Annotated in this window: 9 protein-coding genes; 6 read left to right on the top strand and 3 right to left on the bottom strand. The window is 48.8% G+C overall.

All coding sequences use genetic code 11. From position 1 onward, the window contains the following. Positions 1-52: 52 nt before the first annotated feature. Both MK185_16190 and MK185_16185 read left to right on the top strand, forming a co-directional pair. Positions 53-1138, top strand: coding sequence for an MBL fold metallo-hydrolase (locus tag MK185_16190; GenBank protein ID MCH2042172.1), 1086 nt, complete (start codon positions 53-55; stop codon positions 1136-1138). A 16-nt stretch (positions 1139-1154) separates the two neighbouring features. Continuing rightward, positions 1155-2201 (top strand): SMP-30/gluconolactonase/LRE family protein, encoded by a 1047-nt coding sequence (locus MK185_16185; protein MCH2042171.1) that lies wholly within the window; start codon positions 1155-1157, stop codon positions 2199-2201. Positions 2202-2298: 97 nt separating this feature from the next. Here MK185_16185 and MK185_16180 read toward each other — a convergent pair whose 3' ends face one another. Further along, positions 2299-4911, bottom strand: coding sequence for a S8 family serine peptidase (locus MK185_16180; GenBank protein MCH2042170.1), 2613 nt, complete (start codon positions 4909-4911; stop codon positions 2299-2301). Positions 4912-5108: 197 nt separating this feature from the next. Here MK185_16180 and MK185_16175 point away from each other — a divergent pair, with 197 nt between their 5' ends. Together MK185_16175 and MK185_16170 are read left to right on the top strand one after the other, a co-directional pair. After that, positions 5109-6626, top strand: a complete 1518-nt coding sequence (locus tag MK185_16175) for a YifB family Mg chelatase-like AAA ATPase (protein ID MCH2042169.1) — start codon at positions 5109-5111, stop codon at positions 6624-6626. A 229-nt stretch (positions 6627-6855) separates the two neighbouring features. Then, positions 6856-7047, top strand: coding sequence for a hypothetical protein (locus MK185_16170; protein ID MCH2042168.1), 192 nt, complete (start codon positions 6856-6858; stop codon positions 7045-7047). On the opposite strand, the gene MK185_16165 is transcribed toward MK185_16170, so the two are convergent. After that, entirely contained in the window at positions 7039-8643 is a 1605-nt protein-coding gene (locus MK185_16165; protein MCH2042167.1) for an EAL domain-containing protein, read from the bottom strand. The genes MK185_16170 and MK185_16165 overlap by 9 nt on opposite strands. Before the next feature lie 294 nt (positions 8644-8937). Here MK185_16165 and rep point away from each other — a divergent pair, with 294 nt between their 5' ends. Further along, positions 8938-10965, top strand: coding sequence for a DNA helicase Rep (gene rep, locus MK185_16160; GenBank protein MCH2042166.1), 2028 nt, complete (start codon positions 8938-8940; stop codon positions 10963-10965). Positions 10966-11057: 92 nt separating this feature from the next. On the opposite strand, the gene MK185_16155 is transcribed toward rep, so the two are convergent. Continuing rightward, positions 11058-12911 (bottom strand): hypothetical protein, encoded by a 1854-nt coding sequence (locus MK185_16155; protein ID MCH2042165.1) that lies wholly within the window; start codon positions 12909-12911, stop codon positions 11058-11060. A 179-nt stretch (positions 12912-13090) separates the two neighbouring features. Here MK185_16155 and MK185_16150 point away from each other — a divergent pair, with 179 nt between their 5' ends. Continuing rightward, the gene (locus MK185_16150) at positions 13091-13687 is read left to right on the top strand and encodes a Crp/Fnr family transcriptional regulator (GenBank protein ID MCH2042164.1); all 597 of its coding nucleotides are present in this window, start codon (positions 13091-13093) and stop codon (positions 13685-13687) included. Positions 13688-13719 lie beyond the last annotated feature (32 nt).

Here is a 13719-nt window from a genome sequence, read left to right as displayed (position 1 = left end):
TGAGCGACAGCCCGTGCAACAGTACGGGCTGTCTTTTTATGAGGATAAGTGTGTGTTCAGGATAGTCGCAGGGTGTTTGTTGTTGCTGGCTGCATCTGGGTGCAGTGCCAATCAGCAGACCGAAATACCGGATCAGCTTAAAGCGGAAAAACCCGCCCACCACGGTGATGGCACATTCCGCAACTTATATTTACCGGACAATCATCAGCCCAGCTCTCTGGCTTTTTTGCAGGCTCGTTTTCTGGACGATCAGACATGGCCGGATGAGCCTCAGAACCATAAAAAATATTGGCAAAAGACCGACCCTGACAGCATCAAACAACCCGACACAGAACCACGTGCCACTTTAATTGGCCATTCGACAGTGTTGCTGCAATATCAGGGTACGAACATTCTTACCGATCCGATTTTTTCAGATCGTGCCTCGCCGCTTTCCTTTGCCGGTCCTAAACGCTACACCCAGACCTCAATTGGTATTGAAGACCTGCCTCCGATTGATGTTGTGGTTATCTCACATAATCATTACGACCATCTGGATGCGGCCACTGTAAGAGCGCTGGGAGATGAAGTGCACTGGTTGGTGCCATTGGGGTTAAAAGATTGGTTTGCACAATTCGATGTTACCAATGTCACAGAGCTGGATTGGTGGCAGAGCCACGTGGTTGATGGTTTGGAAATTCAGGCGTTGCCGAGTCAGCACTGGTCCAGACGGGGTTTATTCGATACCAATAAGAGTTTGTGGGCCTCCTGGGCCTTTAAATGGGATAATTTTACTGCATGGTTCGGTGGCGATACCGGCTACAACGACGTGCAATTTAAAGAGATAGGTGAGGCGCTGGGTCGCGTTGATTTGGCTATGATCCCCATTGGTGCATATGAACCCCGCTGGTTTATGAAGTACCACCATGTTAACCCGGACGATGCAGTTAAAATTTTTAAAGACATTAATGCCCAGTCGGCGTTTGGTATTCATTGGAATACTTTTGTTTTAACAGCAGAAGCGGTTGACGCGCCCCCGAAGGCACTGGCAGCTGCTTTGCAATTGAATCAGATTAATCCACAGCGATTCCAGGCAATCAATATTGGCGCGACCTGGATTGCGAAAAAGTCACCAGAAAGCGTGGCACAGCAGCAATAAAGCAAGGGAATGTAAGATGAAAATTATTATCGCTTTGATGGTCGTGATGGTAGCGGCGTTATTAGCACCGTCACCAATTGACTCACAGGCCTATCAGCCGTCGCAGCCTTTGGCTTTGGATGGCGCTTTTACAGCCAATGATGCACTTCAGGTTACGCAACTGACACAACTGCCGAACGCCAGTCGCGGTGGCGAAGATGTTGCGGTTGACGCTTTAGGGTGCATGTATACCGGTGTTGAAAATGGTGATGTATTACGTAAATGCCCTCATGTCGATTGGGAAGTTCTGGCGAACACCGGCGGGCGACCATTAGGGCTTGCCTTTGATGCGCAGCAAAACCTGATTATTGCCGACGGTGTGAAAGGCCTATTACAGCTGACTCCGGCACAGAAACTGACGGTATTAGCTGACAGTTTTCAGGGAAAACCGTTGCTGGTGGTTGATGACGTGGATATTGCTGCGGACGGCACGATGTACTTCAGTGATGCGTCTGCGTTATTCCCATTAAAAGACTATATTCTCGATGGTTTAAATGCCCAGCCCAGCGGACGTTTATTTTCATACTCGCCGGATACCGGTGAATTAAAACTGTTAGCCGATCAACTGTTTTTTGCTAATGGTGTAGCCGTCGCAGCTGATCAGAGTTTCGTATTGGTGAATGAGACCTTTGCATACCGTACCACTCGTGTTTGGTTACGCGGAGAAAAAGCCGGACAAACCGATATTTTTACCAGCCACTTACCCGGTGTCCCTGACGGAATTGCCGCTGATGCAGATGGTACTTTCTGGATGGCGTTATTTGCACCCCGCAGTGCGTTGGTGGATAAAATACAGCCATTACCATTTGTGAAAAATCAGTTGGCTAAATTGCCTAAGAGTTTGACGCCAATTCCACCGGCTTATGGCTTTGTTATTCAATTGGATAAAGACGGCAAGGTTTTACAGAGTTTGCATGACCAGGCGGCTGTAGCAATTGGTGAAATTACCTCGGTTCAGCCAGAGAAAGATGGCCTTTATCTGGGGACGCTGCATGGACCTGCTATTGGTAAACTGGCATTCTGAAAATCAGCAAGCCTCTTTCATACATAAAAAAACAGGGCATTGCCCTGTTTTTTTATCGGATAAATACGAATATTCTATCGTTTTATCGGATCGCACGTTACGGCGCTACAATCTGCTTACCGATATCAGACTGATCTGTATTTTCTCTTTGACTTTCAATAAGCTGACCTTTTACGAAACTGTTCTTAAAGAAACTGCCCTCAATAAAACGGCTCTGCAGAGATGACTGCACTTTAATGGCCACCGGCATTTCAACTCCGCTGATATCATTATTGTTTACTTCAATCTGTGAGACGTCCGGTGTTGGATAAAAACCACAGGTTTCTGCGATATCACACAAGTTATTATCAACATCAATATCTGATCCGCCGACCAGGCGATAGCGTCCGTTTTCAACGTTGTTAAAAACAAAGTGACCATTACTATCGGTTGCTGCTGTTTTAATGGCTGAATCGCTGTTGTCGGATAACAGCAATACGTATTGCTGGGTCAGGGTTCCCTGTGCCGCCAGATTACCCACTTGGATATACACATCGATATCGCTTGCTGCCGGGTTTTCACCATCTGCGCTAACCGTAATGGTTGCCTTGTAATAGCCTGGGTTTAAGTCGGTACGATCGATCTCAGCACGATAACGAATAACCGTTGAACCCGATAAGGATGCTGCGCCATTTTCAATTGCAGTTACTGTAAGCCAATCGGCATCATCGCTGATACTGATGGTCGGGGAGTTACCGCCATTATTGCGCAGCGTGAATTCCTGCTGACTGTTGGTACCCATTAACAAGGTGTTGGGTTCGGCAACTAATTGGGTTGGTTGTGGTGGCAACACGCCGCCATTGGCTAACTTCTGTGCTTCATTAACCGCTTTTAATGCATCGATAAGTCCATAGCCAAACGCACTGTCTTTACCTTCTGGAGCAAGATCGTTTGTTAATAAACCATTTCCCAATAAATTAGTAACTTGTTGTGCCGTCAGTTGCGGGTAAACCGCTTTCATTAACGCAATTACCCCGGCCACATGAGGTGAGGCCATTGAGGTTCCCTGTTTGCCATTCAGGTTGTAGCTGTCAAATAAACCGTTGGTATAACTTGCGCCTAAGCTCAGCACAGGATTATCGCTGCCAAGAAAGATTGAACGAATACCACCCGGTGCCGCGACATCGATGTTGTTACCAAAGTTAGAATAGGGAGCCAACTTCTCGCCAATATCCGTAGCACTGACGGAGATAACGGTTGGATAGGACGCGGGATAAAACGGCGTCGAGCTGGCGCTGTTGCCTGCCGCTGCAACCACACTGATACCGGCTGAATAAATCTGATTAAATAATTCCTGCTCTGCTGGTGCACTTTGGGCGTCAAACGTACTGCCAAGACTGAGATTAATAACGTCCGCCGCTTGTGCTGGCAGCGTACCACTGTCATTACTTAATCGTGCCGCATAACGCAGACCCTGAATCATCGAATAACTGCTGCCGGTACCATTGATATCCAATACCCTGACCGGCATTATTTTCGCGTCCCAGGAAACACCCGTCATACCCAGCGCGTTATTGCTGGTGGCCGCGGCAATACCGGCTACATGAGTGCCATGGAATGCGTAGTTATTTGCAACGCCTGGGTCATTCGGATTACTGTCGAGTCCATTGCCATCACCACTGCTTTGTATATTGCGGACAAAGTCATAACCCGAAACCAACTTGTTATCTTGTAAATCGGGATGGTCCACCAGAACCCCGGTATCAAGAATAGCAATCACGATATCGCCGCCTCCGGCTTTCGTCCCGGTGGTAATGTCCCAGGCCAGTGGTGCATTAATCTGAGCTAGCGGCCATTGTTCATCAAAGGCGGTATCGTCGGCATTTCTCTGGCTGCGATAAACAAAGTTGGGCTGGGCGTATTCAACATCACTGCCGAGACCATATTGAGTAACCATCTCCAGCGTCTGAATTTTCTGATAAACCTCGGGTGACCATTTTTGTAACGGGGTGGTGGCGTGTTGACCTGCTGTGAAAGCTGCCAATGTATTCAGTTTTATCAGGCGCGGATATTGTTGGTCAATTTGCTGTACGCTTCGCTGATTACTGGATGGGATATTTTTCACCAGCAGTTCGCCGCTGATAAATTCACCAGCCAGGCCGAAGGCGCTGCTTCCTGGTAGTGCCGGATTCAGTTGCAATATATAACGGCTGGCGCTGGATGAAGCGTTGATAATAATTTGATACGCCGCAGATTGTTCGGCAATAAACTGAGCGCCTACACGAGTACTGTTACTGATACTTTTCTGGCCATTCTCTTTGGGTGAGCCATTGGCATCCAGTTCAATTAATGACGCAATAATACGTGAGCTGATATTTACCGGCCCGACAGTGACGGTAATTATCTGGCCTTTTTTCAGGTTAACCCGAAAGTAATCGACTGCATCAGTACTGTTGGCAAAACGTTCCTGGCTGGCATCACCATTGGTCGCGGTGCGTGTCACATAGCCCTGCAGAGTCAGTATGCTGTTGTTGAGTATCTGTGGGTTTTCCGGGTCGTTGTTGGTCGCGTAGCTTGCCTGTATATCATTGACATCAGAATCAACCGCCGTAGCAATGGCGATATTAAGTTTGCCGCTAATACTGGAGCCCGATTGCTCAGAGTCAGAGCTGGAACAGGCGCTTAGTAACAGTGCCAAAGAACAACCAAGGATTAACTTTAACGCGAGCACGATTCACTCCAATAAAAAGATACGCTGATAATGATGACCACAAAACCGAGAAAAAGTGGCAAACACGGCAGTAAAACATCAGTAAAGGGTAATAAAAAAGTCTTGTCTATTCAGGATTTGTAAGTGTAGTCATGGGCATCTCAGGTCTGTGGCTTTAGTCTCGGAGTGATCAGACGAAAATAAGCAAAGGAATGCCTATGTCACTCGCTCGCCTTTACACCCGTGCGCAATTAGGAATTGAAGCGCCGAGGGTCTGTGTGGAAGTTCACTTGTCCAGCGGTTTACCGTCTCTTTCGTTAGTAGGATTACCAGAAACGGCGGTAAAAGAAAGCAAAGACCGTGTACGCTCTGCCATTCTTAACAGCGGTTTTGAGTTTCCGGCGAAACGCATCACCATCAATCTGGCGCCAGCGGATCTGCCTAAAGATGGTGGTCGATACGATTTGGCGATTGCACTTGGCATTCTGGTGGCATCAGAACAAATTCCCGGCAATGTTCTCGAAGGCCATGAATTTATAGGTGAGTTAGCACTGAGCGGTGAGTTGCAGCCTATTCCTGGGGTACTGCCTGCGGCGTTACAAACTTCGCGCGCCGGACAAACACTGGTATTACCCGAACCCAATGCTGAAGAAGCGGCGTTATGCAGCAGCGGCCAATTCCGCGCGGCGGCATCACTACAACAAGTAAGCGCCTACTTACACGGACAGCAATCACTGAGTGAGGTGATTCCCATTGATGCCGGAGATATCCTCAGATCGCCATTCATGCGTGATTTGCGCGATGTGCGTGGCCAGCCACAGGCGAAGCGTGCGCTGGAGATCTCGGCAGCAGGTCAGCACAATCTGTTGTTTATAGGCCCACCGGGAACCGGTAAAACCATGCTGGCGAGCCGCTTGCCTGGCATATTACCGCCGATGTCGGAGGAGGAGGCACTGACGTCTGCCTCGATCTATTCCATTTCCAATCAAAATCATGACTGGCAACAGCAATGGCGTGTCCGACCGTTTCGTTCTCCGCATCATACGGCTTCAGGTGTGGCGCTGGTGGGAGGGGGCAGCAAACCTAAACCCGGCGAAATATCGTTGGCACATGGTGGCGTGTTGTTCCTTGATGAATTACCGGAATACAGTCGCAAAGTATTGGATGTATTGCGCGAACCGCTGGAGAGTGGTCGGATTGTTATCAGTCGCGCCAATCGTTCGATTACGTATCCAGCCAATTTTCAATTGATCGCTGCAATGAACCCATGTCCCTGTGGCTATTTCGGCGATCCATCCGGGCGCTGTCAGTGTACTGCTGATCAGGTGCGGCGGTATCAGGGCCAAACCTCTGGGCCGCTGCTCGACCGCATTGATTTGCATGTCGAGGTTCCCCCCATACCGACGGCAATGTTGCAACAAGCGCCAGAGGGAGAAAGCTCAGAGCAGGTGCAGCAACGGATTGTAGACGCTCGTGAGCGACAACTTGACCGTCAGGGGTGTATCAATGCCGAACTCACCGGTGAGTTGCGAGATCAGATGTGTGCCCTGGCAGAAGATGATCGTGAGTGGTTACTTACAGCAATTGAGCGGTTGCAGCTGTCGGCACGGGCTTATCATCGGGTGTTAAAAATTGCCCGTACCATTGCCGATCTGCAATACAAAGAAGGGATTGAACGCTCACATTTGCTGGAAGCGCTGAGTTATCGCACTATTGATCGGTACTTACAAAAGTAGTAATTGCAGAAGTAGCAATTGCAGAAGTAGCAATTGCAGAAGTAGCAATTGCAGAAGTAGCAATTGCAGAAGTAGCAATTGCAGAAGTGGTTGTTGGCAGAATTAGCTGTTAAGCGATCAAAAGCTCGTTGAGCGCCGGGTGGTAAAACGAAAACAGTCGAAGTACTGCGCGATGGCGACGTGGTTCGGGTCGCAACAAGACCGGCAGGCAAGGTTATGGAGGTTCAGAATGGATCAACAACAGAAGACGCTGGTGAAATTACTGGTGCTATTGGCAATGGTTGTTTACCTGCTGAGTGTCTGGCACCAACAGCGCGACAACCCTTACGATGCCGAAGCATTTTTTGGTGCCGAGGTTACGCCAGTGCCTGAGCCAGTGACCATCGGGCTGATTGCAGCGCGTGATGCCGAATCAGAATAGACTGCGTTGATTAAAATCGTTGCTGATAAAGCCAGATTCCGCCTGCTGGATCAAAGCTTCCAGATGCAGCGGGCGGGAATAGATATAGCCCTGAATACGATCACATCCCAGTTTCTGCACCAGCTCTAAACACTGCTTGTCTTCCACGCCTTCAGCGGTAGTTTCCAGTCGTAGCCGTTTCGCCAGGTCCAGCATCGTGGACACGATATGGGCCTGCGGACCTTTGTCTGCCATGGGCGCAACAAAGGCACGATCCAGTTTAATACCGGTAATTGGCAGGTCACTCAGGTGTGACAGAGACGAAAAGCCGGTGCCGAAGTCATCCAACGCGATATGCACACCAAACTGTTGAAGATTTTTCAGATTCATCAGAGAAACGCTGGCGTCGCGCATCATAGCTGTCTCCGTTAATTCAAGCTCCAGGAAATGTGGTGGTATCTGTTGCTGTTGTAATAACTCGATCACCTGCTGGGAATAAAACGGGTCAGCCACTTCCGGGAAGGAGACATTCACTGCCATACGGATTGGGTTGCCGGTGCGCTGATGAATTTCAGACCAGGCAACAAGCGTCTCCCGTAAGGCCCACTGACCCAAAGCCTGAATCAGTCCGGCATTTTCTGCTTCGCGAATAAAAACCGTCGGAGGGATGACGCCTAGATGCGGATGGCGCCAGCGCAACAAAGCTTCTGCGCCCACCCAGGCACCGCTGCGGCTGTCAAATTGTGGCTGGAATTCGAGGAAAAACTCATCACGCTGCAACGCCAGGTGTAAACCTTCATAAAGGCTCAGGCTGAATTGTGGCTGGTTCCAGTCAAACTGGGCTTCCTGTACCAGGCGTTCGCGGGCAATTTGCTGCACACCTTCCTGCAGCACGGTGCTCAGCGCTTTAAATTCGGTCAGCTGCAATACGGCGCTGTTGTATATTGTCCAGGCACTGCCCTGACTTTCATTATTGACCGGGAACCAGTCGGCTTGCAGCGCGTAATAATCGGTACTGACGACAACCAGCTGGTCATCCAGAATACGGCCGGTGATGGCATTAGCCGGTGCGTGGCTTTGGATGGTGTGTTCAAACTCCTGTTGAATCCGGTCGCGTATCGCCCAATGCTTATGGTCGTCATTAACCGGTGTGAGCCAACGGCATTGCAGTACCTTCAGGTAAATGGCGCCCTGTTGTTGGCTGATCAGTTGGCGCAGAGTAGCGAAAAATACATCACGCTCCAGCGGTGATGGCCGACTCAACTCGACATCGTGTCGCAGTGCTTTGCAAGCCTCGATCAGATTGTCCGGGTGGAACTGTTCTGCGGGTAATTGATGGCTGTGCTGGGGAATCAGTTTGGTCAGTGCGTCCGGGGTAATGACCAGGCTGGGTTTTTGCTCCAGCACATCGCGCATCTGATATAGAAAATCAGCGTCGTTACTGAATAAATGCAGGATCACGATATCGCAATCAGGGCTGGTGTGACTGGCGGAGTGTGCCACAACTTGCCATTGCTCGCTGCTGGCTGCAAACCATTGCCTGATAGTGGCCAGCTCAGCGGTATGGCGGCCCAGCAGTAATAATCTGAGTTGTTTCTTGCTTTCAGTAGAAGGCATAAGTCTCCATCGTTGCAGATTTCACCATCAGTAACGACCCCTCCATCATTCTGAATGACCGTTTATTGTGTAGTTATTGTCACAGGGTGCTCCTATATATAGGTTAAAAAATCCCTGCTGTCTTCATTAAATGCAGAAAATATCGAGTGCAGACAAGGACTTGCCATCGATAGCTGAACAAAGGTACGAAATAGGTGTGAGGGGTGGTCAGTGACCCTCTGATAATTAAGGATTTATTCGTGCGGCGCTGCTGTTAAAATGGCCCACCATTCCGAACATCCCCAGAGGAAAACCGTGGTCGATTTAAGCCAGCTCAACCCGCGCCAACGTGAAGCCGCGAAATACATCGATGGCCCACTGCTGGTACTTGCCGGAGCTGGTTCGGGGAAAACTTCCGTAATTACCCGAAAAATCGCTTACCTGATCGGTAGTTGTGGCATCAAACCTCACCATATCGCAGCGGTAACCTTCACCAACAAAGCCGCGCGCGAAATGAAAGAGCGGGTTAGCTCGCTGGTGGGTAAAGGGGGGGCCAAAGGTTTAACGGTGTCTACCTTCCATAACCTTGGCCTTAATATTATCCGGTTCGAGCATAAAACCGCCGGTTACAAACCGGGTTTTTCGATTCTTGACCAGGATGACTGCAAAAGCATTATTCGCGACGTAATGCATCGTGAGCACGGTGATGACGGCGATATGATTGATCTGGTGCAGAACGCCATTTCTAATCTGAAGAACGACCTGTACGAGCCGCAACAAGCGCTCGAAATGGCCACCAGTCCACAGGAGATGATGATCGCCCAGACCTACGAGGTCTATCAGCGTATGTTGAAGGCTTATAACGCTGTCGACTTCGATGACCTGATTATGGCGCCCACTCTGCTGTTTATGAAGCATGAAGAGGTGTTAGCCCGGTGGCAAAAGAAAATCCGCTATCTGCTGGTGGATGAATATCAGGATACCAACACCAGCCAGTATGAGCTGGTTAAACTGTTGGTAGGTAATCGTACTGGTCTGACGGTCGTTGGTGACGACGACCAATCTATTTATGCCTGGCGGGGCGCCAAACCGGAAAATCTGTCGTTACTCAAAAAAGATTTCCCAACGTTAAAACTGGTGAAGCTGGAACAGAATTATCGGTCCACGGGCCTGATTCTGAATGCCGCCAACAAGGTCATTGATAACAACCCCCACGAATTCGAGAAAAAACTCTGGTCGGATCAGGGTTATGGCGATCAGATCCGTATTCTCAAATGTCGCAACGATGAAGTGGAATCGGAACGCATTGCTACCGAAATAGTCGAGCGGCGTTTGCGTTATGGCGGTGGCTATAAAGACTTTGCTGTGTTGTATCGTGGTAATCACCAGTCACGTGCGATTGAAATGAAATTGCAAGCCTATCAGGTGCCATACAAATTGAATGGTGGGCAGTCGTTTTTTGGTCGCAATGAAATTAAAGACATCATGGGTTATCTGCGTTTGTTAATTAATCCAAGTGATGATGCGGCATTTCTGCGGATTATTAATACGCCACGGCGTGAAATCGGTCCAACCACCATTGAAAAGCTCAGTGAATATTCAGCCATGCGCGGTATCTCCATGATGTCTGCGACAACTGAAATGGGGCTGGAGCAGGTATTAATGCCAAAAGCGATGGATCGCTTACGTCGTTTTGGCCACTGGCTGGAAAACATTACTAAAAATGCTTACACCGATGATCCGGTATCGGCGATTAAGGAAATGATTTCTGATATCGATTACGAAGGGTATTTATTACAGAATTCCGGTACCCCGAATCAGGCCGAACGACGTATGAAAAATGTCTGGTTCCTGATCGATTCAATCTCAAAAATGATCGAAAAAGCCGAAGAAGAAGGGGATGAAGTCACCATTGAAGATGCCGTCGGTAAGTTAATTCTGCGCGACATGATGGAGCAACAGGAGCAAGAGGACGAAACCGACCAGGTACAGCTTATGACGTTGCACGCATCCAAAGGTCTGGAGTTTCCACATGTTTATATCATGGGGATGGAAGAGGAGTTGATGCCCCATCGCAACAGCATTGAAGCCGATACCATCGAGGAGGAAAGGCGCCTGATGTACGTGGGTATTACCCGGGCAAAGCGCACTCTGGCATTAACTTATGCTGGTAAACGTCGCCAATACGGCGAAGCGGTATCAACCACTCATTCGCGATTTCTCGATGAATTACCCGCAGATGATATTACCTGGGAAGGTCGTACAGAAACGTCGGAGGAAGAACAGAAACAACGTGGTCAGGAAACTTTGTCGAGTCTGCGTAATATGCTGGCTGATTTCTAGTTCCGCCGCATTTGAAAATACCGATAGCCACCTGAGCGGGTTGCTATCGGCCTTCCTGTCGTCTGAAAGTGACAAACCAATGTCCGGGTCTTTTAGTCCGCAACTACCTGATCAATCCAGCGTTTCATCGCCTGAATCGAATCGATGCGGATAAAGCTGGCGTGAGCCAGAATCTGGTCAAGTAATCCACCGGTTGGAAGCAATGCACGGTTTTGCACCAGTCCATAACCGTCTTCATAGTCATCGGCCGTACGTAAATGTTCAACGTCTGTGGTTCTGGAATTTAACAGTGGAAGATCGACAATCTCTGCCAGCACCTCGGTTGAACGATTAAAAACTACTTTATCACCCAACCCGTATTGCACAACAAGTGGACGCGCTTCGCGTCCCTGAATCGGATGACGGATATAATGAGCAAAATTAATGGCATCCGATTTATCCACATATTGCTGCAGAGTATGCATAAATAATGCGGCTTCACCGGCTGTGGCTTTTGATGGAATCAAGTTTTCAAAGCCAAACGTATTGAATAAAATTGAGTGCGTCAGAATATTACTTAGACCGACACCGGTAACCTGTAAAAATGCACTGTTTAATTGAGGAGCCAGGGCCACAAAACTGGTGCCTAATACACCGCCCATGGATGTTCCCTGATAATGAATACGCTCAGGGTCGATATCCGGAGCCTGGAGTCCTGCAGAATAAAAGGTGCGGTTCCACCAGTTATTTTTACCCGGCACCACATTCAGATCAGACAACGATGTCTGAATGGCCCTTGCAACCGACACCATATCCAGCGTTGATTGAGTCATCATCCCTGAGACCCGATTCAGCTGTTCCGGATTCAGAATACTGCGAATATCACCGCCATCATCTCTTGCCCGTGATCCATGGTTTGGCTGATCGATAACCAGACTGGCCATTCCTTTCTGAGCGTTGGCGTGTGCCACAGTCAGCAACATGGATTCTTTGCTTGCTCCTAAACCATGACCATAAATACTGACCGGTGCAGAACCATGGCGGCTGGCCAGCGGCAACATCAAGATAAAATCAGCCCAGTAGTCACCGACTTTCTCCTGACTGTTGAAATCAACCTTGCCATTCCTTTGGCGGAAATCGCTCAAGCGAATCTGGCCTGTTACCGAAGCTGCATAAGGCCATACATTAATGGGGATTGTTTTCAGGTGACGCACGGGATGGTCATCGGCCATAACAATATCCACCAGATCGAATAAGTTCTGGTTATTATTTAACTCATCGCGAGTGCTAAATTCGGTAAAGGTCACTACCTGATTTGGGTCGATACCCAGCTGTTGGATTTTATCCAGTGAGCCAGCTAGCTGTGGATAATTTTCAGGTTGCTGCAGCAGCGAGGCCATACCGGCAACCGGCGCAATAGCATTGCCATTATTGTCGGTTAAATTGCGGGTCACTATGGCAATGTAATTCTGCGAAAATTCGAAACGGCTGCGTGGGAAAATCTCAATAATATGCGCTTTTTCAGCAAAGCGGTTATCAAGTGCGTATTGATATCGTGCGGGACGAATCGGCACCTCAGCACCTGTGTTCAGATTAAATACTTTAACGCTATCACCACCATCCGTTGGAATACTGCGGTTATCAAAGTTCTGGCCGACTTCCAGCATAATGGGCGCGGCGACCGAGAAGCCGTGATTGGCCGCAAAGATATCCGGTGACTGCAGATCTTTTACCTGGGCCTCAGCCTCAGCAGAAAATAACGTGCCTTTTAAATCGATCACCAATCCGGTGGGAGAGTGAGCATCGGCACGGGTATAGAAGTTACTCGGGAAAGGCATCGCACAGGTTGTCACAGCCAGAGGGTGACAGGTCTGGCTGGCGTATGTGGTCGCGCTGAATAGCAAGAGCAGTGCAACCAGTATTGTGAATGCCTGGCCGGTGGCATTGGGTATACGAATCGGGTTCATATTGTGATCCTTTTTATTATAAACAGTATTGGAGACTGCACACTTCCAGGCAGTTAAGACTTGATCACAACGGCGCTTTCGCCAGGTGTTGTCGAGCCAAAATACGACGTATCTTCAAATAGCTCGGGCGGATTTGTTACTATCATTCTGAGATGACGCATTTGAGCCAGCCTGGAACTATGAACCCTGACAACCCGGATATTCAGTTTTTTCTGTCGGCCCTGGAAAACAACTACCAGTGTAAAACCGGTGACGCACGTTTTTTGGCAAAGCAGTTTGCTTGTCAGAACCTTGTCGAAAAAGAACACCTGATCGAAGCAGGAGAGATTGCCAAAGATGTGTATTTCTTTGTGGATGGTATTTTTCGGGTGTACTACATCGACCAGAACGGTAATGAAGTGAATCAGCAGTTTTATCAGGCAGGAGAAGTCATTGCGCCGGTATTTTCGCTAACCAACAAAGAAGTCAGTCCGTTTTATTTACAGGCATTGACGCCAAGCCGGGTATTGGTAGCGGAATACCAACAGCTAATTGAAACCGGCAAAAACAGCATCGCCTGGTTAACCGCAGAAAATGCCATATTGAAATCGGTATTTTTAAAAACAGCTCGGCGTGAAGCACAGATGTTATTGGGTGGGGCAGAGCAGCGATATCGCTGGTTCTTAAAAGAAAACCCGGAACTGGCGGAGCAATTACCCCTGTATCAGATTGCCTCGTATTTAAACGTAACGCCGGTTTCTTTATCCCGATTACGAAAAAAGCTCAGCCAGTCATAAACCGGCTGAGCTTTTTATTGAGCACTCCGAGT

This window comes from Saccharospirillaceae bacterium, assembly GCA_022448365.1.
GTDB lineage: Bacteria > Pseudomonadota > Gammaproteobacteria > Pseudomonadales > Oceanobacteraceae > Bacterioplanoides.
The sequence above is the reverse complement of the archived record's forward strand: the minus strand, read 5'-3'. Positions and strand labels throughout refer to the sequence as shown.